At 70.2% G+C, this 24,482-nt stretch carries 21 protein-coding genes; 9 read left to right on the top strand and 12 right to left on the bottom strand.

The annotated features are described in order from the left end of the window. Positions 1 to 97: 97 nt before the first annotated feature. The 6 genes from AC07OZ_RS18040 to AC07OZ_RS18015 all read right to left on the bottom strand — a co-directional run bounded on the left by AC07OZ_RS18040 (position 98) and on the right by AC07OZ_RS18015 (position 8,189). Positions 98 to 1,330 carry an ABC transporter permease gene (locus tag AC07OZ_RS18040; protein WP_495468458.1) on the bottom strand — a complete coding sequence of 411 codons (1,233 nt, stop codon included), beginning with the start codon at positions 1,328 to 1,330 and terminating at the stop codon, positions 98 to 100. A gap of 19 nt (positions 1,331 to 1,349) precedes the next feature. Then, positions 1,350 to 2,663 carry an ABC transporter permease gene (locus tag AC07OZ_RS18035; RefSeq protein WP_495468457.1) on the bottom strand — a complete coding sequence of 438 codons (1,314 nt, stop codon included), beginning with the start codon at positions 2,661 to 2,663 and terminating at the stop codon, positions 1,350 to 1,352. A 17-nt stretch (positions 2,664 to 2,680) separates the two neighbouring features. Next, complete coding sequence (locus tag AC07OZ_RS18030; RefSeq protein WP_495468456.1) at positions 2,681 to 4,066, bottom strand: TolC family outer membrane protein; 1,386 nt, start codon at positions 4,064 to 4,066, stop codon at positions 2,681 to 2,683. 13 nt (positions 4,067 to 4,079) lie between these two features. Continuing rightward, positions 4,080 to 4,811: an ABC transporter ATP-binding protein gene (locus tag AC07OZ_RS18025; protein ID WP_495468455.1), complete on the bottom strand. Its 732-nt coding sequence runs from the start codon at positions 4,809 to 4,811 to the stop codon at positions 4,080 to 4,082. 105 nt (positions 4,812 to 4,916) lie between these two features. Further along, positions 4,917 to 6,185 (bottom strand): efflux RND transporter periplasmic adaptor subunit, encoded by a 1,269-nt coding sequence (locus tag AC07OZ_RS18020; protein WP_495468454.1) that lies wholly within the window; start codon positions 6,183 to 6,185, stop codon positions 4,917 to 4,919. A gap of 174 nt (positions 6,186 to 6,359) precedes the next feature. Beyond that, on the bottom strand, positions 6,360 to 8,189 hold the full coding sequence (locus AC07OZ_RS18015) for a glutamine--tRNA ligase/YqeY domain fusion protein (protein WP_495468453.1): 1,830 nt from the start codon (positions 8,187 to 8,189) through the stop codon (positions 6,360 to 6,362). Between the two features lie 720 nt (positions 8,190 to 8,909). Between AC07OZ_RS18015 and AC07OZ_RS18010 the strand changes: the two genes are divergently transcribed. Then, positions 8,910 to 10,304, top strand: a complete 1,395-nt coding sequence (locus AC07OZ_RS18010) for a hypothetical protein (protein WP_495468452.1) — start codon at positions 8,910 to 8,912, stop codon at positions 10,302 to 10,304. Between the two features lie 21 nt (positions 10,305 to 10,325). Here the strand turns inward: AC07OZ_RS18010 and AC07OZ_RS18005 are convergent, their stop codons facing one another. The 6 genes from AC07OZ_RS18005 to AC07OZ_RS17980 form a co-directional block, all read right to left on the bottom strand. Further along, positions 10,326 to 11,183 carry a LytR/AlgR family response regulator transcription factor gene (locus AC07OZ_RS18005; RefSeq protein WP_495468451.1) on the bottom strand — a complete coding sequence of 286 codons (858 nt, stop codon included), beginning with the start codon at positions 11,181 to 11,183 and terminating at the stop codon, positions 10,326 to 10,328. Positions 11,184 to 11,213: 30 nt separating this feature from the next. Continuing rightward, positions 11,214 to 12,413, bottom strand: coding sequence for a sensor histidine kinase (locus AC07OZ_RS18000; RefSeq protein ID WP_495468450.1), 1,200 nt, complete (start codon positions 12,411 to 12,413; stop codon positions 11,214 to 11,216). Positions 12,414 to 12,443: 30 nt separating this feature from the next. Beyond that, the gene (locus AC07OZ_RS17995; RefSeq protein ID WP_495468449.1) at positions 12,444 to 12,962 is read right to left on the bottom strand and encodes a DUF6622 family protein; all 519 of its coding nucleotides are present in this window, start codon (positions 12,960 to 12,962) and stop codon (positions 12,444 to 12,446) included. Between the two features lie 127 nt (positions 12,963 to 13,089). Then, positions 13,090 to 15,564: a hypothetical protein gene (locus tag AC07OZ_RS17990; RefSeq protein ID WP_495468448.1), complete on the bottom strand. Its 2,475-nt coding sequence runs from the start codon at positions 15,562 to 15,564 to the stop codon at positions 13,090 to 13,092. Positions 15,565 to 15,600: 36 nt separating this feature from the next. Beyond that, complete coding sequence (locus AC07OZ_RS17985) at positions 15,601 to 16,335, bottom strand: hypothetical protein (protein ID WP_495468447.1); 735 nt, start codon at positions 16,333 to 16,335, stop codon at positions 15,601 to 15,603. Positions 16,336 to 16,387: 52 nt separating this feature from the next. After that, a complete protein-coding gene (locus AC07OZ_RS17980; protein ID WP_495468446.1) occupies positions 16,388 to 18,010 on the bottom strand; it encodes a helicase HerA-like domain-containing protein in 1,623 nt (540 codons plus the stop codon). A gap of 102 nt (positions 18,011 to 18,112) precedes the next feature. Here AC07OZ_RS17980 and AC07OZ_RS17975 point away from each other — a divergent pair, with 102 nt between their 5' ends. From AC07OZ_RS17975 to AC07OZ_RS17940, 8 genes are read left to right on the top strand one after another with little or no spacing between them, the layout of a single operon-like run. Next, entirely contained in the window at positions 18,113 to 18,838 is a 726-nt protein-coding gene (locus AC07OZ_RS17975) for a YebC/PmpR family DNA-binding transcriptional regulator (protein WP_297531163.1), read from the top strand. Next, positions 18,835 to 20,118 (top strand): phosphoribosylamine--glycine ligase, encoded by a 1,284-nt coding sequence (gene purD / locus AC07OZ_RS17970; RefSeq protein WP_495468445.1) that lies wholly within the window; start codon positions 18,835 to 18,837, stop codon positions 20,116 to 20,118. The genes AC07OZ_RS17975 and purD overlap by 4 nt, the downstream gene beginning before the upstream one ends. A gap of 30 nt (positions 20,119 to 20,148) precedes the next feature. Then, complete coding sequence (locus AC07OZ_RS17965) at positions 20,149 to 20,847, top strand: 1-acyl-sn-glycerol-3-phosphate acyltransferase (RefSeq protein ID WP_495468444.1); 699 nt, start codon at positions 20,149 to 20,151, stop codon at positions 20,845 to 20,847. Then, positions 20,844 to 21,779, top strand: coding sequence for an oxygen-dependent coproporphyrinogen oxidase (hemF, locus tag AC07OZ_RS17960; protein ID WP_495468443.1), 936 nt, complete (start codon positions 20,844 to 20,846; stop codon positions 21,777 to 21,779). Before AC07OZ_RS17965 ends, hemF begins: the two co-directional genes overlap by 4 nt. A 30-nt stretch (positions 21,780 to 21,809) precedes the next feature. Beyond that, positions 21,810 to 22,454 carry a nicotinate (nicotinamide) nucleotide adenylyltransferase gene (gene nadD, locus AC07OZ_RS17955; protein WP_495468442.1) on the top strand — a complete coding sequence of 215 codons (645 nt, stop codon included), beginning with the start codon at positions 21,810 to 21,812 and terminating at the stop codon, positions 22,452 to 22,454. Continuing rightward, on the top strand, positions 22,455 to 23,360 hold the full coding sequence (rsfS, locus tag AC07OZ_RS17950) for a ribosome silencing factor (protein WP_495468441.1): 906 nt from the start codon (positions 22,455 to 22,457) through the stop codon (positions 23,358 to 23,360). Between the two features lie 4 nt (positions 23,361 to 23,364). Continuing rightward, a complete protein-coding gene (gene rlmH / locus AC07OZ_RS17945; RefSeq protein ID WP_495468440.1) occupies positions 23,365 to 23,835 on the top strand; it encodes a 23S rRNA (pseudouridine(1915)-N(3))-methyltransferase RlmH in 471 nt (156 codons plus the stop codon). A 7-nt stretch (positions 23,836 to 23,842) separates the two neighbouring features. Then, positions 23,843 to 24,451, top strand: coding sequence for a Maf family protein (locus AC07OZ_RS17940; protein ID WP_495468439.1), 609 nt, complete (start codon positions 23,843 to 23,845; stop codon positions 24,449 to 24,451). The last annotated feature ends 31 nt before the right edge of the window (positions 24,452 to 24,482 follow it).

The raw sequence follows: 24,482 nt of genomic DNA, 5'->3' as shown, positions 1-24,482 counted from the left end.
ACCCGTCGAGAGACAAACGGAAACCGGCGCGAGGGCCTCTCGCGCCGGAGTGCCGTCCTCGTCGGAACAAGGACGGCGGGAGGCCTCGCGCGGACGTTCAACCGCCGCGCAGCGCGGCCACCGGCGGCAGCGCCGCGGCCCGGCGCGCCGGCGCGAACACCGCGATCTGGCCCAGCGCCCACAGCACCAGCGCCCCGATCGGCAGGTAGACGACCGGCAGACGCGGCAGCTCGTAGCTGCGCATCAGCAGCAGGCTGATGCCGTACGCGCCGATCATGCCCAGCACGATGCCGGCGGTGGACAGCAGCAGGTTCTCGGTCTGGAAGTAGCGCAGGATCTGGCCGCGCGTGGCACCCAGCGCGCGCCGCGTGCCGATCATCCGCGTGCGCTGCTGCACCCAGAAGCTGGCCAGGCCGACGATGCCGAAGGCCGTCACCACCAGCAGCCCGACGCAGACGCCGGCCAGCAACTGGATCATCGAGCGGTCCTGGCGGTAGTAGTTGCTGCGCAGCTTGCTGACGGTCTCCTGATCGCGGACCACGCGGCGCAGGCCGGGGCTGTTGCCGAGCAGCTTGGCGGTGGCGGCCTTCAGCACGGCCTCGCGGTCGGCGCCCGGCGCGACGCGGACCATGAAGGTGCCGCCGCGGAAGCTCGGCTGCACCGGGAACATCATCGTGTGCAGCGTGTTCTCGTCCTGCGAGCCCGGGTTGGGCGAGGGCAGTTCCTGCACCACGCCGACGACACGTTGCGGCTCGCTGCCGTAGACGTAGATGGCCTTGCCGACCGCCGACTCGCCGGGCCAGAGCCGTTCCGCCATCTTCTTGTTGATGATCACCGCCGGCACGCGCGGATCGGGATTGGCGTCCAGCGACGAGCCCGGGACGAACTCGTTGGCCTCGAAGTCGCGGCCTTCGATCAGCTTCATGCCCATCGTCTGGATGAAGCCCGGGCCGACCGTGTAGTGGCCGCCCACGACGCGGGCGGACTGGTTGGTGTCCGCCGACAGCCGCACGCCGGAGTTGTTGGAGCTGCGGCCATACGGGTACTGGTTGGTCAGCGAGACCGAGGCCACACCCGGCACCTCGCGCAGCGCGGCCAGGTCGGCCTGCGTCTGCGGCTCGGGGTTCTCGACCCGCGCCATGCTCGACAGCGAGAAGGTCACCAGCTCCGACTCGGCGACGCCGGTCTCGGCGGTGATGCGCTCGATGCGCTGGAAGATCAGGAACAGGGCGTTGCACACGATCGCGCAGGTCAGCGCGATCTGCAGCACGATGAGGCCGGCGGCGGTCTTGTGACGCTTGAGCGTCGACAGGATGGGCAGGATGTCCATGGTGATTCTCCTCAAGGCCTCATTGCGTCTTCAACTGGATGGCGGGCGTGATCTGGCAGGCGCGCCACGCGGGCAGCAGGCCGGCCAGCAGACTGGCTGCGAGCGATACGCCCAGCGTGGTGGCCAGCATCTCCCAGTCCAGCTGCGCCAACTGCGCGTAGTCCGACGGGTTCTGCCGCACCACCCACAGCCCGACCCAGGTCAGTGCCAGTCCCAGCAGGCCGCCCACCAGGCCGAGCGTGCCGGCCTCCACGAGGAACTGCAGGAAGATCTGCCGGCGCGGCGCGCCCAGGGCGCGGCGCACGCCGATCTCGCCGCTGCGGCGCAGGCACTTCGCCAGCAGCAGGCCCACGGTGTTGGTCAGGCACACGGCCAGGAAGCCGAAGGCGAGCAGCACCTGCAGCTTGATGTCGCTGGGCACGACCTTGCGGATGGCGAGCCATTCGTTCACGGCGCTGAGCTTGGGGTTGGACGGGCGCTCGAAGCGGCCGGCCTCGCGCTGCTGGTCGGAGTACTGCGTCAGGTAGGTCTTGTAGTCGGCGACCTGCTGCGGCGTGTCGAGCTGCACCCAGTACTGCAGCCACGCGCACGGCGCGTTGAGCGAGCGCGAATCGACACCGTCGGTGCGGCCCCAGCAGCTCGTGTTGCCCGCGGCGCCGAAGCGCAGCGACAGCGAGGTCGACAGCGGGATGTAGACGTCCGCGGCCTTCGCGTACGCGCCCAGGGTCAGGTCGTAATAGTGGGGCGCGGGGCGGAAGGGTTTGAGCACGCCGACGACGGTGAAGTCCTTGTCGCGCAGGCGCAGCGTCTTGCCGCGGCTGTCCTGACCGCCGAAGAGCTTGTCGTTGAGCTCGGCGGAGATGACCGCGACGCGCGCTTCCGCGGTGTCGTCCGCGGCGGCCCAGCCGTTGCCGTAGCGGAACGGGGCCTCGAACATCGTGAAGAAGTCGGCTGTGGTCCAGCGCGCGCCGGTGAAGAACGGCGGCTGCGAGGCGTCGCCCGAGCCCGCCGGATCGACCGCGATGAACGAGCCGGTCATGATGACCTGGTGCACCGCGCGCTTGGCGCGCAGCAGCTGCTCGGCGTCGAAGCGGGTGAGCTGGAGCTCGGGCTCGTCGCCGGGTTTCCAGTCGCGCTTGGACTCCGCGTCGAGCTGCACGTTGAAGAGCCGGCTGCTCTTGCCCGGGATCGGATCGCCGGACATGACGTGGAACACCGTCAGCGTCGTCATGCAGGCGGCCACGCCCATCGCGATGGACAGCAGCATCAGCACGGTCAGGCCGCGGTGGCTGCGCATGGCGCGCAGGGCGAGTTCGAGGTAGTAGGTCAGCATGGAGGTCCTCTCTCAGCTCACGACTTGACGGGCGGAACGGTCTTGACCGGTGATGCGGGCAATGACGTCGATGTCGACGTCGGTTGCGGCGCGGGCGCGGCATTCAACAGCGTGTTCACGGAGGCCAGTTCGGGCTCGCCCAGCGCGCCGGCCGCCTGCTGCAGTAGCAGCTTGGACAGCACGTAGCGGTGGCGCGCCTGTTCCCAGGCGTTGCGGGCGTTGCTCTGCGTCTGGATCGCGAGCAGCAGGTCGGTCATCGTGCGCAGGCCCAGGTCCAGGCCGCTGCGCGTCGAGGCCAGCGCCTTCTCGGCCGCCTGCACCGCGGCGCCGGCCGTGCGCATCTGGCTCAGCGCGGACAACACGGCCTGGTACTGCGCCTGCGTTTCGCGCGTCATGGCGCGGCGCGCGCTTTCGAGGTCGTCGCGCAGCTGCTCGCGCTGGTAGATCGCCTGGCGCTTCTGCGACTCGGTCGCGCCGCCGGCGAAGATCGGGATCGTCAGCTTCAGGCCGACGGTCGTCGTGTAGCGGCCCGCGTCCTGAGGCGCGACGGCCGGGCCCGACAGCCGCTGGCCGTCGAGGCCGGCGCTCAGGGTCGGCAGGTGCGCGGCGCGCGCGGCGGCGACGCGCTGGTCGCCGGCGCTCACCGCCAGCGCGGCGGCCTGCAGCGACGGGTTGTCGCGCAGCGCCTGCGTCACCCAGGCCTCGGGATCGGCCGGATTGGGCATCAGCATCGCGAGGTCGGGCGCGAGCGGCTTGAGCTCGCCCGGCATGCGGCCGGTGATCTGCGCCAGCGCCTGGCGGGCGTCGAGGAGGTCCTCGCGCACGGACGCCGTGTTGCCGCGGGCCAGCTCGTAATACGCGCGGCCCTGCTCGACGTCGAGCGACGCGGACAGCTGCGCGTCGAAGCGCGACTGCGCCTGCGCCACCTGCTGGCCGTACACGTCCTCGATCGCCTGCGCGGTCTGCAACGTGGCCTGCGCGTTCAGCACGCCGAAGTAGGCGCGGGCGACGCGGGCGCACAGGTCGGCCTCGGCGGCGCGCACGCGGGCGTCCTCGGCGGTGACCAGCGTCTTGGCCGCATCCCAGCTGCGCAGCCGGCTCAGGTCGACGAGGACCTGGTTCAGGCTGTGCGTCAGCTGGTGCTGGCGGCCGTCGTCGCGGAGGTGCGATTCGCTCAGCTGCGCGGACCACTGCGGCAGCAACTGCGCGCGGGCCTGGACGGCGAGTTCCTGCTGCTCGCCGCGCACGGCGCGCGCGCCGGCCAGCACGGGATCGGCGGAACGGGCCTGCGCGTAGATCTCGAGCAGGTCCTCGGCGGCGGCCGGCAGGCAGCAGCCGGCGCAGAGCAGGGCCACCGCGATCGCCGGTACTACCGCGCGCCTCGAAGGGAAGGGCAGTCTCATGTTCAGGACGAGGTCAGGCCGAGGTCGGGGTGAGCGGCTTGGCGGCGCGCAGCAGCTCGGGGTCCATGTGGAGCTCGGCGGCGATGTCGACGACCTGGCCGTCGATCACGTGCACGTTGCGCTGCGCGCGCGCGGCGAGCTGCGGATCGTGCGTGACCATGACGATGGTGGCGCCGTCGCGGTGCAGTTCCTCCAGCAGGTCCATGACGCTGCGCGCCATCGCGCTGTCGAGGTTGCCGGTCGGTTCGTCGGCCAGCAGCAGGCGCGGCGAGCCGGCCAGCGCGCGCGCGATCGCCACGCGCTGCTGCTGGCCGCCGGACAGCTCGGCGGGGTAGTGGCGCTCGCGCGCCGACAACCCCACGCGGGCCAGCGCGTCGCGGGCGCGCTGCTGGCGCTCGGCGGCCTTCATGCCGCGGTAGCGCAGCGGGACCTCGATGTTGTCCAGCACGTTGAGGTCGGGGATCAGGTTGAAGGCCTGGAAGATGAAGCCGATCTTCTCGTTGCGCATGCGCGAACGCTGCGTGTCGTCCATGCCGCTGACGTCGACGCCGTCGAGCTGGTAGCGGCCGCCGGTGAAGGCTTCGAGCAGGCCGGCGATGGTCAGGAAGGTCGTCTTGCCGGAACCGGACGGCCCGGTCACCGCGACGAACTCGCCTTCGCGCACGTCCAGGTTGAACTCGCGCAGGGCGTAGGTCTCGATCATTTCGGTGCGGTAGACCTTGGAGAGCGATTGCATCTTCAGCATGAGGTTCCTCGCGGGCGTTGAAGGGGTGGAATTCGTGGATGGAATGCGGTGGCGCGGGCGGCGGCTGGCGGTGGGCTCAAGGGCCGGTTGTCACGGGCTCAGGGTTCACGGGCTCAAGGTCACGCGCTCGGCGCCCTCGAAGGCCTGGGTGCCGGAGACGATGACCTGCTCGCCGGGCTTGAGGCCTTCCAGGATCTCGACCTTGGACAGGCTCTGCGCGCCCAGGCGGATCGGGCGCTTGACTGCCTGGCCGTCCTGCACGACGTAGACGAAACGGCCGCCGCCGTCCTCGACGAAGCTGCCGCGCGCGACGGTCAGCACCTTGTCGCGGCGGTCCAGCAGCACGCGCACCGACAGGCGCTGGTTCTGGCGGAGCTGGTCGGGCGTGGCGCCGTCGAAGCGCAGGCGCGCGGCGACCTCGTTGTTGACGACCTCCGGCGAGACCGTGCTGACCAGACCCTTCCACTGCCGGCCGTTGCCGGAGATCTCGCCGGGCATGCCGATGGCGAGGTCGCGGGCGAAACTCTCCGGCACCTGCATCTGCACTTCCAGCGCGGTCAGGTCGACGACGGTGAGCAGGCCCACGCCGGCCGCGACGTTGGCGCGTTCGGCCACCAGCAGCTGACCGACCTGGCCGTCCACCGGCGAGTGCAGTTCGAGCTCGGCGACCTGGCGCTCCAGGTCCTTCACCAGCAGTTGCTGGCGCTGCAGGGCCTGCTGCTTGGACTGGAGCTCGAACTTCAGGCTGTCGTCCTTGAGGCCGAGGCCGGCCTGCGCGTGGGCGGCCGTGATGCGGGCCTTTTCCATCGCGTCGCGGGCCTTCTCGACCTGCATGCCGGCGACGGCGCCGGCGTCGTAGGCCTTGGTCTGGCGGTCGAGGTCGTTGCGCGCGGTCTGCAGGTCGATCGCGGCGTTCTCATACGTGGAGCGCAGGGCGGCGCGCTGCTCGCGGCCGTCCACCTCGGCGCGAAGCGCCTCGGTGCGCAGCGCGTCGGCGTTGCTCTGCTCCTGCGCGAGCTTGGCGCGCAGGTCGGGGCTGTCGATGACGCCGAGCAACTGGTCCTTGGCGACCTTGTCGCCGGCCTTCACCTTGAGCACCAGGTTGCCGCCATGCAGCGCGTAGACGGTGGGGCTCATCGCGGCCACGACCTTGCCCTCGCCGGCGACGTCGCGCACCAGCGGGCCGATCTCGACGGGGGCGACCGACAGGCGCTGCAGGCTGACCGAGTTGCCGCTGCCCAGCATCCGTTGCACGGCGGGCGCGGCGGCGAACGCGGCGATCAGCAGCCCCGCGCCGGCCAGCGCCAGCCAGAGGCGGCGGCGTCCCTGAGGGCGGGCGAGGGGAACGTCCTGTCCGGAGGTATCGCGAATCATGAGGTGTCCGAGTGCGGCTTCGTGTGATCGATGCCGCACTCTTTCGCAAGCCCCGTGCCAGGCCGTGCGTCCTCAAAATTCCTTTTCAGATCAATGACTTGTCGTCATCGACGTCGGCCCGGCCAGTGTCCGCGGACACTCGGACGGACAGTGTCCGGACACGGACACGCCGACTTACTTCCCGAAGCTGTCCCGCAGGCCGGTGATCTTGTTGAACACCGGCGCTCCCGCGCGGTGGTCGACGCGATCGGCCACGAAGTAGCCGTGACGCTCGAACTGGACCTTGGTGTCCGGCGCGGCGTCCTTCAGCGAGGGCTCCAGGTAGCCGCGCGTCACGCGCTTGGCGTCCGGGTTCAGCAGCTCCAGGAAGTTGCGGTCGCCGGCGTCGGGCTGCGCCTCGGTGAACAGGCGGTCGTACAGGCGCAGCTCGGTGGCGATGCCTTCGTGCGCGCCCACCCAGGTGATGACGCCCTTGACCTTGACCGCGTCCGCGCCGGGCGTGCCGCTCTTCGTGTCCGGGACCAGCTTTGCGAGCACCGCGGTGATGGTGCCGTCGGCATCCTTCTCGCAGCCGGTGCACTCGATGACGTAGCCGTACTTCAGCCGCGCCTTGTTGCCGGGGAACAGGCGGTGGTAGCCCTTGGACGGGACTTCCCTGAAGTCCTCGCGCTCGATCCACAGTTCGGGGCCGAGGCTGAACGCGCGCGTGCCGAGTTCGGGCACATGCGGATGGGCGGGGGCCGAGCAGGGCTCGCGGTGATCGGTCGAGCCGAAGATCTCCGCGTAGTTCTCGAGCTTGAGCTTGACCGGGTCCAGCACCGCCATCGCGCGGGCGGCCTTGCCTTCGAGGTCGGCGCGCAGGTAGCCGTCCAGCACCGAGTAGTCGATCCAGGCGTTGGTCTTGGACGCGCCGGTGCTCTCGACCATCGCACGGATCGCTTCCGGCGTGTAGCCGCGGCGGCGCATGCCGACCAGCGTGGGCAGGCGCGGGTCGTCCCAGCCGTCGACGTGCTTCTCATCGACCAGCTGGCGCAGCTTGCGCTTGCTGGTGACCACGTAGGTCAGGTTCAGCCGGCCGAATTCATACTGATGCGGCAGCGGGCGGGCGAGCAGGCCGCCTTCGGCCAGGTGCTCGACCAGCCAGTCGTAGAACGGGCGCTGGTCCTCGAACTCCAGCGTGCAGACGCTGTGCGTGATGCACTCCAGCGCGTCCTCGATCGGGTGCGCGTAGGTGTACATCGGGTAGATGCACCATTGGTCGCCGGTGTTGTGGTGCGTCGCGCGGCGGATGCGGTACAGCGCCGGATCGCGCAGGTTGATGTTGGGCGACGCCATGTCGATCTTGGCGCGCAGCACCATCGAGCCGTCGGGGTGCTTCCCGTCGCGCATCTCGCGCAGGCGGGTCAGGTGTTGCTCGGGCGTGCGGTCGCGGAAGGGGCTGTTCTTGCCCGGCGTGCCGAAGTCGCCGCGGTTGGCGCGCATGTCCTCGGGGGACTGCTCGTCGACGTAGGCCAGGCCTTGCGACACCAGGTACTCGGCGCCGCGGTACATCAGGTCGAAGTAGTTGCTGGCGTAGTACAGGTGGCTGGTCTCGTGGCCGCTGCCGTCGGCGGCGTCCCAGCGCCAGCCCAGCCAGGCGACCATCTCCTTGATCGCGTCGACGTACTCCTGCTCTTCCTTCTCCGGGTTGGTGTCGTCGAAACGCAGGTGGCAGATGCCGCCGTAGTCGCGCGCCAGGCCGAAGTTCAGGCAGATCGACTTGGCGTGGCCGATGTGCAGGTAGCCGTTGGGCTCGGGCGGGAAGCGGGTGCGGATCTTCGCGGGGTCCAGCGGGCCGGCGGCGTGGTGCGCCGCGTCGCCCGGGCTGCCGCCGAAGTGGCGCGCCGGCTGGAAGCCCTGCTCCAGATCGCGCTCGATGATCGCGCGCAGGAAGTTGCTGGGCTTGACGGCGGCGTCCGTCTTGTCGGGCGCGGAAGCGCCGGCGGTCTTGTCAGGGCTGGACATCGATGGGTGAAGTCTCGAAGAGAGGCCGTGGATTCTACGTGGGGCCCGGCCGCCCATTCTCCAGGGCGGGGCGTTCGTGCGGCGTTCGTGCGGCGGTCCGCGGGCGAGCCCTGGCGATCTCGGCTGGCTCATCGGAGCCAGGGCCTCACGTCGATGGGCTGGCGGCGGGCGCCACATCGCGAACTTGGAAGCCATGGCGCTGAACAGGCGGCGCTCTGAGACTGCGAGGTTTCCGTCAGACAACCGAACACGCCGATGCGACATTCCGATTTCCTCACGCCGTCACCTTCCCGGGCGCCTCAGAGGCCAGATCCGCGCAAGCGCCGCGCCGCCGATGAGGCGGTGGAAGGCGCCACTCCCCCCACCTCCACCCCAGTGCAACCCGACGATGCCGAAGCGCAGGCCGGATTGCCCGCCGGATCACTCGCGGAATCGTCGCCCAGCGCGGCGCCGGAGGAGTCCTCCCCCACCGCCGAAAGCTCCGATGGTTCGACGGAGAAGACCGTTGCCGCCTTGGTCGTCTGGCTGACGGGCGCCGCGCTGGCCGCGGGCTCGACGACGTTCCTGGCGGGAGGCGCGGATCGGGGCGGTTCTCCGCAGCCGGGACCGGGCCCGATGCCGGTCCCGCCGATGCCAACGCCAACTCCGACGCCGGCGCCTTCGCGGGAACAAAGGCCGGATCCCCTGCCGACACCGAGGCCGGAACCCACGTCCGATTCCGTGCCCGAGTCCGAGTCGAAGCTGGACCCCGTACCCGGCTCGAAGGCGGATCCGGGACCCGATCCGAAGTCCGTGCCCGTGCCCGTGCCTGATCCAGGATCGGACCAGAAACCAGTCCCGAAGGCGGACCAGACGCCGGACCAGCATCCGGATCAGAAGGCGGATCAGAAGCCGGACCAGAGGGCGGACGTGACGCCGAACCACACGCCCGACCAGCAACCGGACCTGCCGCCGAACCAGATGCCCGACCAAAAGCCGGACGTGCCGCCGAACCGCACGCCCGATCAGAAGCCGGACGTGCCGCCGGACCACACGCCCGAGCAGAAGCCGGCGCAGGACGACCAGCCGCCGGCCCGCCCGACGCCGGGCACGCCGCAACTGGCGCTGCACGCGCCGGGCGCGACGGCGGATCACCTGCTGGGGGCACGAGGCGAGATCCGCGTGGGTGGCCTCGAGCCCGGTGCGCGCTGGCAGTATTCACTCGATGCGGGCAAGACCTGGCACGACGGGACCGGCTCGGCGGTTCCTGCGGACGCGCTCGGACCGGATGCGCTGAAGTCCTTGCAGGCACGGCAGATCGATGCCGCCGGGACCGTCAGCGACACGGCGGAAGTGACGTTCACGCTGGACAGCGTCGCGCCGACGGCGAGCGGTGTCTGGACGGCGAAGCCGGAAGTGCCGAACTACGGCTGGACGCTCCAGACCGACGAGGACGCGCGGATCGTGGCGATCCCGGCCGGCACGCTCAACGACGGCACGGCGCAGAGCTACCTCGAACACGGGCGGGTGAGCCAGTCGCTGGACGTCGCCGCCGGGGAGAAGGGCTGGGGCTGGTTCCACGGCGACGACGAGATGTACATCGCGCTGGCGGTGGATCGTGCGGGCAATGCCTCGTTCGTCTCGCTGCGCGGTTCGGAGACGCCGGACGGCCTGAGCGTGAATGCGCTGGAGGGACGGCAGTCTTCCACGCCGCCGGATGTGAACATCGCCGATGCGGCGTGGGATCCGCAAAGTCGGGTGTGGGTCGCCGATGCGACGCATCAGAAGACGGACCATCTGTTCGGAACCCAGAACGCGGACCACTTCGTCTGGGGCACGATGTCCAGCGCGAACAGCCAGATCGACTGGATCCACGGCTACGACATCCGGCAGTTCGACGTCATCGACCTCAACGATGCAGCCTTCGCCTCGATGAATGTGCTGAGTGCTGCCGCCATCAGCGAGTACCTCCGGAAGGAGGTCCTCGCCGACGGCACGATCTCCTTGTGGATCGATCGTGACGGTCGAGGGGAGACCGCTGCGGACAATTTCGATCAGCGCATCCTGGTGACGTCGCAGTCGGGCGAGAACCTCCAGATCCACTTCGCGGCGAACGGCGCGACGGTCGGCATCTGAGACCGCCTGCCGACGTCCGGGTCACATCGCCCGGAACAGGTGCCCGTACATCCGGCTCACCGCCAGCCTCTCCGGCCGGCGGCGCAGCCGCAGTGTCAGCTTGCCGGTGTCGTCGCGGAGGACGCGCTCGATCGCGTCCACGTGCACGATGTGCCCGCGGTGCACCTGCCAGAACCGGTTCGTGTCGAGCTGCGGGAGCAGCTCGCGCAGCGAGATCCGCACCAGGTATTCCTGGTCGGCGGTGAGCACGCGGACGTACTTGTCCGCGGCCTCGAGGTAGACGACGTCGTCGACCGGCACCAGCACGATGGCTTCGCCGACGCCGACCTGCAGGTGGCGCAGCGGCGCCGCCGCCCCGCCGGCCGCTGCGGGCGCGCCGGACGGCGCGGAGGCATTCGCTCCGCCCGCCGTCGCGTTCGCCCCGACGCCGAGCAGCCCGCGCAGTTGCTCGATGGCCGACTCCAGCGCCGCGGGCGGCTGCTGCCGCTGCGCGAGCGCCGCCTTCAATCGCGACACCGTCTGCGCGAGCCGTTCGCGCTGCACGGGCTTAAGCACGTAGTCCACGGCCGCGCGATCGAAGGCCTGCAACGCGAACTGGTCGTAGGCCGTCACGAACACCAGCAAGGGGAACGGTGCGCCGCCGGACGTCGTGTCCTCCCAGTCGTCGGCGAGCTGCGCGGCCGCCTCCAATCCCGTCATGCCGGGCATCCGGATGTCGAAGAAGCAGACGTCCGGCCGGTGCCGCAAGGCCAACGTCACCGCCTCCTCGCCGTGCGCGGCCATCGCGACGATCTCCAGTTCAGGCCAGAGCGCCTTCAGTTCCTGCCGCAGGTGCGCGGCCAGCAGTTCTTCGTCTTCGGCGATCAGGGCGGTGGGCATGGACTCTTCCTCCAACAGGGATGGATGGCTTCAGCGTGTGACGCAGGGACCGGGCCTGGAGGCCGACCCGGATGCATCTGCGGATGCAGTTCCGGATGTGGCGCCGGAGGGGGGCATGGGCATGGGCGGGGGCAGCGGCATGCGGATCCTCGCCCGCGTGCCACCGCCCGCCGGGCGGGAGAGGTCCAGCCGCGACAGCTCCAGCCGCGCCTGCGGTCCGCAGGCCACGGCCAGCCGGTCTCGCACCTGCACCGTCCCGAAGCCGCCCTCCGGCGACCGCGCCGCCGCGGCGTCGAAGCCCGCGCCGTCGTCCTCGACGTCCAGCAACAACTGACCCTCGGCCTCGGCCGCCCGCACCCGCAGCGTCCCGCCGCCCACGTGCGGCTCCAGGCCGTGCTTGATGGCGTTCTCCACCAGCGGCTGCAGCAGCAGCGGCGGCACCGGCACCTCGCGCAGCGCGTCGGGCAGATCGAATTCGAAACGCAGCCGCGACCCCATCCGGACCTGCATCAGCGCGAGGTAGTCGGCGATGCGGGCGAACTCCTCCTTCAGCGGGTGGCGTTCGGCGCGGGAGGCCGACAACGTCGCGCGCAGGAAGGCGATCAGGTGGTCCAGCATCGCCTGCGCCCGGTCCGCGTCCATCCCGATCAGCACCCGCAGGTTGGCCAGCGTGTTGAACAGCATGTGCGGTTCGAGCTGCGATTCGAGCAGCCGCAGTTGTGTCTCCGCGGCCTGGCGGCGCAGCGTCTCCGCGCGCGCCTCGGCGGCGGCGATGCGGTGGCGGGACAGGAAGAACAGCGTCGCGCCGAAGCCCGGGATCAGCGCGATCACCATCACGCTCAGCACGCGGCGCAGGGGGCTGGACAGCAGGCTCTTCTCCTGCAGGCCCGTCACCATGTTGCCGACCTCCACCCCCAGGCTGTAGCCGATGCCGGTGCCCAGCAGCAGGCACAGCACCATCAGCGGCCAGCCCGGCCAGTCGAAGGGCTCGGCCGGCGCGCGGCCCAGGCGGTCCAGCAGCCGCCAGCGGATCCAGCCCAGTCCGTAGCGCAGCACGTTGATGCTGGCGGCGCAGAACAGCGAGATGAAGAAGCAGTAGATCAGCGTCGTGCCCAGGGGCTGGCTGAACACGATCACCAGCGACAGCGAGATGACCACCGTCAGCGTCAGCACGATGAGCACGTGCCGGAGGATCCAGCGCACGGGCGGCGAGAGGGGCAGGGTGCTCATGGGGTGGAAGTGTCGGCGATCGCGACCCGCTCAGGCCGTGGCGGTCTCGCACGGCTGAGGGCGGTGCGACAGGATGTTGATCGCCCGGCCCAGGAAGGCGCCGCTGAACAGGCCGAAGGCCGCGCTGAAGCCGATCGCATAGGCGGTGTTGTGCGCGTAGTCCGGGTGCAGCGCCAGGCTCATGCCCGAGGCGAACTTGAGCCCGAAGATGCCCATCATCAGCGCCATCGGCACCCAGCTGCCGGGGACGAGGAAGCGGCGGCTGGTGGTGTCGTAGCTGACGTTGCCCGGCCAGCGCAGGGCGCGCAGCGCCAGCACGCCGGCGCCGATGCCGAGCAGCCAGGCCAGGCCCGGCAGGCCGTCCAGGCCGAAGGACTTCGCCACGCCCCAGGCGCCGAACACCAGCCACAGCGCCGGCAGCACGACCAGGCGCTTGGCGCGCACGGCGGTGGCGGTGCTCTGCTTGATGCCGAAGTACAGGATCACCACGAGGATCGCCCAGACGAAGCCGGGGATGTGGGACAGGATCTGAAGCGGGGTGGGGTGCATGACGGGCTCCGTGAGGCAGTGCGTTGTCGATGGGGTCGACTGTCGCGGCGCCCGCCCGGGTCGGCCATGGGATTGCGATGAGGTGCAGGGATCCGGCGCGAGCGGTGGCCGGAAGGCGTGAAACGCTTCAGAAGTAGTATGGCGAGCGCTTGGCCCACTCCGACTTCGGATACAGGCGGTGCAGCATCTGGAACATGGCCTTGGAGCGCTCGCTGTTGTCCGGGTCGACGCAGCCGCCGCGGGTCGACTGGATGCCGACGTACAGCAGCCAGGCCAGGTCGGCCGGCCGGTCCGGGCGGCGCGACTCGGCCAGGACCCAGCGGCTGAACTCGCCGGTCGCCGAGCCGGCCGTCTTGAGCGCCGCACGCTCCTTCATGAGCCCCGCCGGCTCTGGGAATTCCGTCGACAGCGGCGGCATCCGCTCCTCGTCGAGCATCGGATCCGTGCCGCCGGGCGCCGAGTTGTCCGTGCCGTCCAGACGGCACCATTGGCTGGCCGTCACGTCCTTGGGATCCTGCCCGTCCGGCTCCTGCAACGAGACGCCGCCCAACCCGGTCCCGAGCTGCGCCGAGAACGCGGGGTGCTTCAAGGCGGCTCGCCAGATCGCCGACCGCCGGGCCGTCGGCGTCCTGGCCTCCAGGTAAGGCGCGACCAGGGATCGCCCCTTCGGCAACAGGGCGCCCAGCCGCTGGGCGGCGTCCCGCGCCATCGCCATCTGGTCCGACAGCTCCGCCCGCCACCACCACCCGAACGCCAGTTGCGCCCGCAGGTCCTGGGGCACCTGCGTCGCGTCGACCAGGCGCTGCCAGTCCGCCAGCGTGAATCGCTCGGAGATCAGCCGGGCGCCGTCGGCGGCCAGCGTCCGCATCAGCGGCGGCGGTGCCTTTGCCGCTGCCGATGACGGTGCCGACGCCGACGCCGACGCCGACGCCGACGCCGGTGTCGCGGCCGATGCCGATGCCGATGCCTGCTGGCCGGCCTCCGTCCGAGGCCGATTCCAATTGCCCCACTCACGCGCCAGCCAGGGGAACGACTCGTCCGGCGTGCGTGCCAGCGCCAGCGCCTCTTGTGCAATGAGGTTGCGGGCGCTCGGCGTCGGACCGTGAGCCGTGCCGCCTTCGACCAGCGGCGCCAGCCGCTCCCGCGCCTGTGCGTTCCCACCACTCTCCCGGAGCAGGCGCACCTGCTGCCAGCGGATCGTCAGCCAGCCGGGATGAGCGCTCGGCACGCGGTCCGCGGCGGCCATCAGCGCGTCGCGCAGTGCGCGGTCGCGCGACAGCGCCCCGCCGTCCGCGCAGCTCAGCGCGGGCAGCAGCCACAGCACCGTCGACGGCTTCTTCCGCCACTGCGCGACGGCCACCTCGAATCCCCGCGGCCGCGCGAAGGCGTCGTCGGGGTCCTTGATCGTCGGACGCCCGCCGGTCATTTCCTGCCGATCGCAGGACTTCATCGTGTCCATCCACCCGATCAAGGGCTGCGCCGCGAGATCCCCAGACCGCTCCCGCAACTGGCGGCGGAACTCCGTCTGCTCCAGCTTGTCGGCCAGCACCCGCCAATCGATCAGCGTCTGCGTGTCCGGCGCGCGGTCGAGCGCGGCCAGCGCGCGCGACAGCCGGTCGAACTGTGCCGCCGGCTCGAATTGCGCCCGCGCCGCCTCCAGCAGCTGTCCGGCCGCCCGTTGCTGCACGGTCCAGTCCGGATGGGCCGCGATCCGGACGGCCATCGCCTCCATCGTCTTCACGACGCTGTCGTCGGTGCGGCTGAAACCCATCAGCGGGCCCAGCGACGCCCGCCGGAGCGCCGTGCGCATCTGCGCCAGCGCGGCCCAGGCCTGCCAGCCGTGGCTCTCGCGCTTGGCGATGGCGTTGAAGCGGCTGTCCGCCGCGGCCCAGTCGCCGGCGTAGAACGCGGCCGCGCCCTGTTGATAGCTGCGGGCCTGCCGCCAGATGGGCGGCTCGGTGTCGGGCAGGGGCAGCACGTCCGGCAGCGGCGGCGGCGGTGGCGCCGGAGGCGCGCCGTACGTCGGCCGGCGGTTCGTCCCGCCGCAGCGGCCGAACACGGCGTCCTGCGTCTCCACCCACTGCGCCAGCCGGCCGGGCGTCGCGTCCTCGCGCCGGCGCAGTTGGTCCAGCGTGTCCGTCGCGAAGCGGTAGGCATCGTCCGGGCAGTTCATGAACTCCTGGTAATCGCGGTTGGGCACGCGCTTCATCCGCACCGTCCGCCAGCGCGGCGGCACCGGCGTGACGGCGCTGCGCGCTTGCAGCCAGGCGGCGATGGCGGGACGCTTCTCCGCGTTCCAGTCGTCGTTGTAGTACGGACCCGACGAACAGCAGGCGCCGTCGATCGCTTCCTCGGACACCGGCGCGGGCGCCTTGCCCGCGTCCGCAGCCGCCATCGCGCGCCAGGCCGGCACCAACATCGACGGCGAATAGCCGGTCAGCACCAGGCCGAGCTCGCCGCGTCCGTAGCGGTCCAGCGGCACCTCGGTGCGGCTGCGGGTGACGAATTCGTCGACCGGACCCGAGCCGCTGGCGTGAGCGGGCATGACGGTGCCCAGCAGCAAAGCCAGGACGAAAGGCAAGACGCGGAGAGAGGAGGTCATGGTGACGCGGATGAAGGATTTCAGGGCGTTCAGGGTTCAGGGTGCCGGAGACCGCGCAGCGCGGGGTGGGGGTCGCTCCGGCCAGATGGCCGACGCGGCCGCAGCTGGCCAGTCGGTCGACTGGCCGCGCGCGAGGTTGAACCAGTAGCGCTTGGGCCAGCGCCGCTGCCAGTACGCGGGCGGCGTGTCCTGGGGCGAGAAGCCCGCTGCCTCGTTGCGGCAGCGCGGGTGCAGCGTGCTGGCGCCCTCGGCGAGTTCGCGCTGCCAGCGCGCCGTGTCCCGTCCCAGGCGGAAGAACATCGGCACCACTTCGTCGGCGGCGATCGGCGCTATCCAGGCGCGGCTGCGGCATTGCCAGGCGAGCAGCGTGACCGACAGCTTCGTCGACGCTGGCAGCGCAGCGCGGAGCCGGCGCACCAGCGCGAGGTAGCTGTCCCGTTGCGACGGCACGGCCTCGAAGTCGAGTTGCACCCAGCCGCTGGTCGATCGCGACGCGGCGTCCAGCACGCGAGCGACGATCGCGGCCTGCTGGGTGTCGTTGAGCGCGCCACCTGTCTCCCGGGACGGCAACGGATCGACATGGACGACCGGCGTGACCGGACGACCTTCGGGAGCGGGGTAGCCGCGCAGACGCGGCCGCTCTTCGATGCCGTCCGGCGTCAGGCGCATCTGCGTCACGGTCACCGCCCAGGCGGAGGCGTTCGGCGGCGGCGCGTGGTGGTCCCAGACCCAGGCGATGTCCGAAGGACCGGGGTCAGGACTTGCGGACATGGCGGTCGTGGCCTTGGCGGGCTTGGCCGCCCAGGCGGCCGGCGCCGTCAGTTCAACGGCGGCGCTTAGTACCGCCGCCCAGCAGGCTACCCAGCACGCCACGGACGATCTCCCGGCCCACCGACGATCCGATGCTGCGCAGCGCGGACTTGGCTGCCGTCTCCGCCAGCCCCTCATGACGCCCGCCGCGCGGCCCGGTGCTGCCGAACAGCACGTCCTTCAGCCCGCCGAGCAGGCCGCCGCCGTCGTCCTGTGCCGGTGCAGGCGCGGGTGCGCCGCCCTGGCCCGTGGTTGGCGCGCGTCGGAAGGCCTCGTCCGCCTCGTCCGCCATTGAGCCGGCACCGGCGCTGCCGCGCGGCGAGCCCGCCTGCGAGGGCTGCGGCGCCGCGTCGGCCGTCGTGGCCGCCCGGCCGGTCAGCTTTTCATAGGCCGACTCGCGGTCGACGTGTTTCTCGTAGACCCCGGCCACCAGCGACCCGGTGATCAACGTCTTGCGCTGCTCCGGCGTGATCGGCCCGATCTGGCTGCCCGGCGGGAGCACGAACACCCGCTCGGTGATGGCGGGCCGGCCCTTCTCGTCGAGCAGGCTGATCAGCGCCTCGCCGACGCCCAGCTCGGTGATCGCCATCGCGATGTCCAGCCCCGGCTTCGGGCGCATCGTGTCCGCCGCCGCCTTGACCGCCTTCTGGTCGCGCGGCGTGAACGCGCGCAGCGCGTGCTGCACCCGGTTGCCGAGCTGCCCCAGCACCGTGTCCGGGATGTCCAGCGGGTTCTGCGTCACGAAGTAGACGCCCACGCCCTTGGACCGCACCAGCCGCACCACCAGTTCGATGCGCTCCACCAGCGCCGCCGGCGCGTCCTTGAACAGTAGGTGCGCCTCGTCGAAGAAGAACACCAGCTTGGGTTTGTCCAGGTCGCCGACCTCGGGCAGCGCCTCGAACAGCTCCGACAGCATCCACAGCAGGAAGGTCGCGTACAGCCGCGGCGCGGCCATCAGCTTGTCCGCGGCCAGGATGTTGATCACGCCCAATCCATCCGACGTCTGCATGAAGTCGTGGATGTCCAGCATCGGCTCGCCGAAGAACTTGTCGCCGCCCTGCGCCTCGATCTGCAGCAGCCCGCGCTGGATCGCGCCGACGCTGGCCGCCGAGACGTTGCCGTACTGCGTCGTGAACTCGCTCGCGTTGTCGCCCACGTGCTGCAGCATCGCGCGCAGGTCCTTCAGGTCCAGCAGCGCCAGGCCGTGGTCGTCGGCGATCTTGAAGACCATTTGGAGCACGCCGCCCTGGGTCTCGTTGAGGCCCAGCATCCGCGACAGCAGCAGCGGCCCCATGTCGGAGACCGTCGCGCGCACCGGATGGCCCTGTTCGCCGAACACGTCCCAGAGCGTCGTCGGACAGGCGATGGCGGTCGGCGGTTCGAAGCCGCGTTCCTTCAGCACCGCCAGCAGCTTGGCCGACGGCGCGCCGGCCTGCGAGATGCCGGTCAGATCGCCCTTGACGTCCGCCATGAAGACCGGAACGCCCATCTGGCTGAACGATTCGGCCAGTTTCTGCAGACTGATCGTCTTCCCGGTGCCGGTGGCGCCGGTGATCAGACCGTGCCGGTTGGCCAGCGCGGGAAGCAGCTGGCACTCGATGTCGCCGTGGCGTGCCAGCAGGATCGGGTCGGCCATGCGGAATCTCCAGAGGCAAAAAGCTAAAATCACAGTCTAACGAAGCATCAACAGCGCCGGCCCGGACTTTTTCCGGGCCGTCGTTCATAGGAGAACGAGGACATGGCAGGGCATTCCAAATGGGCGAACATCCAGCACCGCAAGGGCCGCCAGGACGAGAAGCGCGGCAAGGTCTGGACCCGTCTGACGCGTGAAATCATCGTCGCGGCCCGTGCCGGCGGTGCCGACATCAACATGAATCCCCGCCTGCGCCTGGCCATCGAGAAGGCCAAGGGCGCCAACATGCCGGCCGACAACATCAAGCGCAACGTCGACAAGGCCACCGGCAACCTCGACGGCGTGACCTACGAGGAAATCCGCTACGAGGGCTACGGCATCGGCGGCGCCGCGATCATCGTGGACTGCATGACCGACAACCGCGTCCGCACCGTCGCCGAAGTCCGCCACGCGTTCAGCAAGTACGGCGGCAACCTGGGCACCGAAGGCTCGGTGGCCTTCCAGTTCAAGCACTGCGGCCAGCTGGTCTTCGCGCCGGGCACGTCGGAGGACAAGGTCATGGAAGTCGCGCTGGAAGCCGGCGCCGAGGACGTCCTGACCGACGACGACGGCGCCATCGAGGTGCTGACCTCGCCCGCCGACTACGAAGCCGTCAAGAACGCGCTCGAAGCGGCCGGCCTGAAGCCCGAGATCGCCGAAGTCACGATGCGCGCCGAGAACACCATCGAGCTGGCCGGCGAAGATGCCGCCCGCATGCAGAAGCTGCTGGATGTCATCGAAGACCTGGACGATGTCCAGGACGTCTACAACAACGCGAGCCTGTCCGAATGAAGGTCCTGGTCCTTGGCAATGGTGGCCGTGAACATGCGCTGGCCTGGCGGCTGGCGCAGGGCGAGCGCGTCACGCAGGTCTTCGTGGCCCCCGGCAACGGCGGCACCGCGCGCGACCCGCTGCTGAAGAACGTCCCGATCACCGACGTGAAGGCGCTGGCCGACTTCGCGATCGAGCAGAAGATCGCGCTGACGGTCGTCGGCCCGGAGGCCTTCCTGGCCGCCGGCGTCGTCGACGAGTTCCGCGCCCGCGGCCTGCGCATCTTCGGACCGACCAAGGCCGCCGCGCAGCTGGAGAGCTCCAAGGCCTTCGCCAAGGAGTTCATGAAGCGCCACGGCATCCCGACCGCCGCCTACGAGACCTTCAGCGACGCGACCCAGGCGCATGCCTACGTCGATGCGCAGGGCGCGCCCATCGTCATCAAGGCCGACGGCCTGGCGGCGGGCAAGGGCGTGGTCGTCGCGATGACGCTGGCCGAGGCGCATGAGGCGATTGACTGGATCCTCGCGGACAACAAGCTCGGCGTGGTGCACAACGAGGGCGGCGCCCGCGTCGTCATCGAACAGTTCCTCGAAGGCGAGGAAGCCAGCTTCATCGTGCTGTGCGACGGCAAGAACGTCCTGCCGCTGGCCACCAGCCAGGACCACAAGCGCCTGCTCGACGGCGACCAGGGGCCGAACACCGGGGGCATGGGCGCCTACTCGCCCGCGCCGGTCGTGACGCCCAACGTCCACGCCAAGGCGATGCACGAGATCATCATGCCGACGATCCAGGGCATGGCCCGCGACGGCGCGCCCTTCACCGGCTTCCTGTACGCCGGGCTGATGATCGATGCGCACGGCCAGCCGCGCACCGTCGAGTTCAACACCCGCATGGGCGACCCCGAGACGCAGCCGATCATGATGCGTCTGAAGAGCGACCTGTTCGAAGTGCTGATGCACGCGACCGACGGCACGCTCGACCAGGTCGAGCTGCAGTGGGACCGCCGCGCCGCGCTGGGCGTCGTGATGGCCGCCGGCGGCTATCCGCTGTCGCCGCGCAAGGGCGATGCGATCAGCGGCCTGCCCGTGGATGGCGAGGAGGCGATGGTCTTCCACGCCGGCACCACGCTGCAGGACGACGGCCAGCTCGTGACCAGCGGCGGCCGCGTGTTGTGCGTGACCGCGCTGGGCGAGGCCGTGCGCCACGCGCAGCAACTGGCCTACCAGACCGCGCAGTCCATCCAGTTCGACGGCAAGCAGTACCGCCAGGACATCGGCTACCGCGCGATCAAGCGCTGACGCCACGGCTGACTCCACCGCTGACCTGACGTGGCCCCTTCCGCTCCCCGACGATGGACCGGCGCGCTGACGCCGATGCCCGGCGGCAGCGCGTTCGCGCGTGCCGTGCTGGGCGCCTTCGGCTGGCGCATCGCCTGCAACGGTCTGCCGGCAAGGCAGGGGGTCGTGATGGTCTATCCGCACACGTCGAACTGGGACTTCCCCATCGGCGTGCTGACGAAATGGAGCCTGGGCTTCCAGCTGAAGTTCTGGGCCAAGGACAGCCTGTTCAAGCCGGCGATCGTCGGCCGCTGGATGCGCTCGATCGGCGGCGTGCCGGTGAACCGCCGCTCGGCCAACGGCATGGTCGCCGACACGGTCCAGCAGATGCGCGACGCGAAAGCGCGCGACGAGTCCTTCTGGCTGATCGCCGCGCCGGAGGGCACGCGCGGCTACGTCGATCACTGGAAGTCCGGCGCGTACCACGTGGCCGTGCAGGCCGAGGTGCCGGTCGGCCTGGCGTCGTTCGACTTCGCGACGAAGCGGGTGCTGTTCACCGACTTCGTCGAGGTCAGCGGCGATCCGGCCCAGGACTTCGCGCTGTTCGCCGAAGTGCTGGCCGGCCGCCAGGGCAAGCGGCCCGAGAACGCGGGGCCGATCCGGTTGAGAACTGACCCCCGCCCCGAACCCCACCCTGAACTTCACCCCGAACTTCACCCCGAAGCCGCCAAGGACGGAGATCCCCGATGAATACGCAGTTGGTGCGCGATTACCTGCTCGGTCTGCAGCAAAGGATCGTCACGACGCTCGAGCGTCTGGACGGTCAGGCATTCATCACCGACGCCTGGCAGCGCGAGCCCGGTGGCCGCCTCGAAGGCGACGGCCTGGTGCGCCTGATCGAGAACGGCGCCGTGTTCGAGCGCGGCGGCGTCAACTTCTCGCATGTGCGGGGCCGGGTGTTGCCCCCGTCGGCGACGGCGCACCGGCCCGAGCTGGCCGGCGCGCCGTTCGAGGCGATGGGCGTGTCGCTGGTGATGCACCCGCACAACCCGTTCGTGCCCACGGTCCACATGAACGTCCGCATGTTCGCCGCGCTGCCGCCCGACCGCGAGCCGGTCGTGTGGTTCGGCGGCGGCATGGACCTGACGCCGTACTACGGTTTCGAGCGCGACGCGCAGCACTTCCACCGCACCTGCCGGGCGGCGCTGGAGCCGCACGGCGAGGCGCTCTATCCGCGCTTCAAGCAGTGGTGCGACGAGTACTTCCACCTGAAGCACCGCAACGAGCCGCGCGGCGTCGGCGGCATCTTCTTCGACGATTTCGCCGAGGGCGGCGTCGAGAAGGCGTTCGGCATGGTCCAATCCGTCGGCGACGCGTTCCTGCCCGCCTACGAGCCGATCGTCGATCGTCGGCACGGCCTGGCCTACGGCGAACGCGAGCGCGACTTCCAGGAATACCGGCGCGGACGTTACGTCGAGTTCAACCTGGTCTTCGACCGCGGCACGCTGTTCGGGCTGCAGTCGGGCGGGCGCACCGAGTCCATCCTGATGTCGATGCCGCCGGTCGCGCGCTGGCGCTACGACTGGCAGCCCGAGGCCGGCTCGCCCGAGGCGAAGCTCTACAGCGACTTCCTCCGCCCGCGCGACTGGGCGGATGAGGTGCCGACACACCTGTGGTTCTGAAGGCGCGTGAGTGAGCCGGAAGGATCAGCAGTGAGCGACAGCGCTTCCGGAAGCCCGAAGGGCCTGGATCGGATCCGTCAGGTCGGGTGGTTCGGCGGCTCCTTCGATCCGGTGCACCGCGCGCACCTGGCGTTGGCGCACGCGGCACTCGACCAGTTGGCGCTGGACGAGGTCCGCTGGATCGTCGCCGGGCAGCCGTGGCAGAAGGCGGGTCGCCAGATGGCGGACGCCGCGGACCGTGCCGAGATGGTGCGGCTGACGATCACGGGGAAGGGCGGGGATCCGCGCTTCGTCCTCGACGATCGCGAGATGAAACGCGCCGGGCCGAGCTACACGCTCGACTCGGTGCGCGAGTATCAGCAGGAGCGTCCTCACGACGCGCTCTGGCTGATCCTCGGGCAGGACCAGTTGGCCGGCTTCCCGAGCTGGAACGGCTGGGAGGAACTGGTCGAGCGCATGGGGCTGGCAGTCGCGGCCCGCGCGCAGGACAAGGTACAGGCGCCGGCGGCGCTGCTGGAACGGCCGCATCGGCTGGTCCGGCTGACGATGCCGGCGCTGGAATGGTCATCCACCGAGGCCCGCCGATTGGCGGCCGAGGGCGCTGACGCAGGGCCCGTGGTGGGCGAAGAGGTGGCGGGTTATATTTCCCGGCACCGTCTCTACAGTGAGAACTGAATGGACATCAAGAAACTGGAACGTGCCATCGTCGATGGTCTCGAGGATGTGAAGGGCCAGGACATCCTGGTCTTCGACACCGAGCGCCTGTCGCCGCTGTTCGAGCGCGTGATCATCGCCTCGGGCACGAGCAACCGGCAGACCAAGGCGCTGGCCTCCAGCGTGCGCGAGACGGTCAAGAAGCGCGGCATGCAGGTCATGCGCACCGAGGGCGAGGACAACGGCGAATGGATCATCGTCGACTGCGGCGCCGCCGTGGTCCACCTGATGCAGCCGGCGATCCGCCAGTACTACCACCTCGAAGAGATCTGGGGCGGCAAGCCGGTGAAGCTCAAGCTGGGCGACAGCGGCACCAAGCTGGTGAAGGCCTCCGAGCCGATGGACGACGAGGACGCGCCCAAGGCGAAGAAGTCCTCCGCCAAGAAGGCCGGCAAGGCTGAGAAGGCTGAGAAGGGCGCCGACAAGAAGGCCGACAAGAAGTCCACCAAGGTCAAGTCTGTCGACGGCGAGGCGATCGGTGCCGCGTCGAAGAAGGCTCCGACGCGCGCGACCGGCACCAAGTCCGCCGCCGCGAAGTCGGCAACGAAGGCCGCGCCGGTGAAGACTGCCGCGACCAAGTCTGCCAAGCCGGCCGGCAAGCCTGCTGCGAAGAAGACGAGCATCAAGACGACGGCCGCCACCGCGAAGCCTGCCGCCAAGACCACGCGCAAGCCCGCCGCCACCCAGGCGCCGGTCGAGACGGTGAAGGTCGGCAGCAAGAAGCCGGCGACGAAGAAGGTGTCGCCGAAGGTCGCCGCCGCCAAGCCGGCGGCCGCGGCCAGAAAGCCGGCGGCCAAGCCGGTCTCCAAGCCGGCCGCCAAGAAGACGACGGTGAAGACCGGCACGAAGTCCAAGGCCAAGGCCTGACCCCGTGCGGCTGGTGTTGTGCGCGGTCGGGCAGAAGATGCCGGCCTGGGCCGATGAGGCCTATGAGGATTTCGCCAAGCGCTTCCCGCCCGAGATGCGGCTGGAGCTCAAGGCGGTGAAGGCGGAACCGCGCACCACCGGCAAGTCGACCGAGCAGCTGATGGCGGCCGAGGCGCTGCGCCTCGACGCCGCCTGCCCCAAGGGCGCCCGGCGGGTCATCCTCGACGAGCGCGGCGAGCGCGTCACTTCGAAGCAGCTCGCGCAGCGGCTCGAGTTCTGGCGCGGCGACGGGCGCGACGTCGCGATCTTCATCGGCGGACCGGACGGCCTCGACGACAGCATCAATTCGAGCGCCGACGAGAAGCTGCGCCTGTCCGACCTGACCTTGCCGCACGCCTTCGTCCGCGTGCTGTTGGCCGAAGGCCTCTATCGGGCGTGGTCGGTCATGGAAGGCCATCCGTACCACCGCGAGTGAGCTGACGATGTCCGCAGATTTCCTGTACCTCGCCTCGCAGAGTCCGCGTCGGCGACAGTTGCTGGAGCAGATCGGCGTTCGTCACGAACTGCTGCTGCCCGGCGCCGACGAAGACGCCGAGGCGCTGGAAGCCGTGATCGCCGGCGAGTCCCCCGACGACTACGTGCGCCGCGTCACCGTCGCCAAGCTCGATGCTGCGCTGCAGCGTCGCGAACGCCGCGGTTTGCCGCTCGCGCCCGTGCTGTGTTCCGACACGACGGTGGCCCTGGGTGATCGCATCCTCGGCAAGCCGGACGACGCCGCGCAGGCGTCGGCGATGCTGGCCAGCCTGTCCGGCCGCGAGCACCGCGTGCTGACGGCCGTTGCCGTGGGCCTGCCGGACGGCCGCCGACTGAGCGCGGTCAACGTGTCGCTGGTGCGCTTCGCCGTGATCGGCGACGAACGCCTGCGCGCCTATGTGGCTTCGGGCGAACCCATGGGCAAGGCCGGCGCCTATGCGATACAAAGTCAGGCGGCCGCCTGGATCGAACACATCGCCGGCAGTTATTCGGGCATCATGGGCCTGCCGTTGTTTGAAACGGCTGAGCTGTTGCGGGAGGCCGGTTTCCCAGTCTGACCACGGACGAGAAAGCGGAGCAGCAGCGGAC

This window comes from Roseateles sp. GW821-FHT09G03 (genome assembly GCF_059416045.1).
Note: the sequence above shows the minus strand (reverse complement) of the source record. Positions and strands in the feature narration are given on the sequence as shown.

What these genes read in the sequence shown, in the direction of transcription:
- AC07OZ_RS17990 (WP_495468448.1), bottom strand. Translation starts at nt 15,564, where the DNA reads ATGACCTCCTCTCTCCGCGTCTTGCCTTTCGTCCTGGCTTTGCTGCTG.
- AC07OZ_RS18025 (WP_495468455.1), bottom strand. Translation starts at nt 4,811, where the DNA reads ATGCTGAAGATGCAATCGCTCTCCAAGGTCTACCGCACCGAAATGATC.
- AC07OZ_RS17985 (WP_495468447.1), bottom strand. Translation starts at nt 16,335, where the DNA reads ATGTCCGCAAGTCCTGACCCCGGTCCTTCGGACATCGCCTGGGTCTGG.
- rsfS (WP_495468441.1), top strand. Translation starts at nt 22,455, where the DNA reads ATGGACATCAAGAAACTGGAACGTGCCATCGTCGATGGTCTCGAGGAT.
- AC07OZ_RS18040 (WP_495468458.1), bottom strand. Translation starts at nt 1,330, where the DNA reads ATGGACATCCTGCCCATCCTGTCGACGCTCAAGCGTCACAAGACCGCC.
- hemF (WP_495468443.1), top strand. Translation starts at nt 20,844, where the DNA reads ATGAATACGCAGTTGGTGCGCGATTACCTGCTCGGTCTGCAGCAAAGG.
- AC07OZ_RS18005 (WP_495468451.1), bottom strand. Translation starts at nt 11,183, where the DNA reads ATGCCCACCGCCCTGATCGCCGAAGACGAAGAACTGCTGGCCGCGCAC.
- AC07OZ_RS17975 (WP_297531163.1), top strand. Translation starts at nt 18,113, where the DNA reads ATGGCAGGGCATTCCAAATGGGCGAACATCCAGCACCGCAAGGGCCGC.
- AC07OZ_RS18015 (WP_495468453.1), bottom strand. Translation starts at nt 8,189, where the DNA reads ATGTCCAGCCCTGACAAGACCGCCGGCGCTTCCGCGCCCGACAAGACG.
- purD (WP_495468445.1), top strand. Translation starts at nt 18,835, where the DNA reads ATGAAGGTCCTGGTCCTTGGCAATGGTGGCCGTGAACATGCGCTGGCC.
- AC07OZ_RS17940 (WP_495468439.1), top strand. Translation starts at nt 23,843, where the DNA reads ATGTCCGCAGATTTCCTGTACCTCGCCTCGCAGAGTCCGCGTCGGCGA.
- AC07OZ_RS18030 (WP_495468456.1), bottom strand. Translation starts at nt 4,066, where the DNA reads ATGAGACTGCCCTTCCCTTCGAGGCGCGCGGTAGTACCGGCGATCGCG.
- AC07OZ_RS18035 (WP_495468457.1), bottom strand. Translation starts at nt 2,663, where the DNA reads ATGCTGACCTACTACCTCGAACTCGCCCTGCGCGCCATGCGCAGCCAC.
- AC07OZ_RS17995 (WP_495468449.1), bottom strand. Translation starts at nt 12,962, where the DNA reads ATGCACCCCACCCCGCTTCAGATCCTGTCCCACATCCCCGGCTTCGTC.
- AC07OZ_RS18020 (WP_495468454.1), bottom strand. Translation starts at nt 6,185, where the DNA reads ATGATTCGCGATACCTCCGGACAGGACGTTCCCCTCGCCCGCCCTCAG.
- AC07OZ_RS17980 (WP_495468446.1), bottom strand. Translation starts at nt 18,010, where the DNA reads ATGGCCGACCCGATCCTGCTGGCACGCCACGGCGACATCGAGTGCCAG.
- AC07OZ_RS18000 (WP_495468450.1), bottom strand. Translation starts at nt 12,413, where the DNA reads ATGAGCACCCTGCCCCTCTCGCCGCCCGTGCGCTGGATCCTCCGGCAC.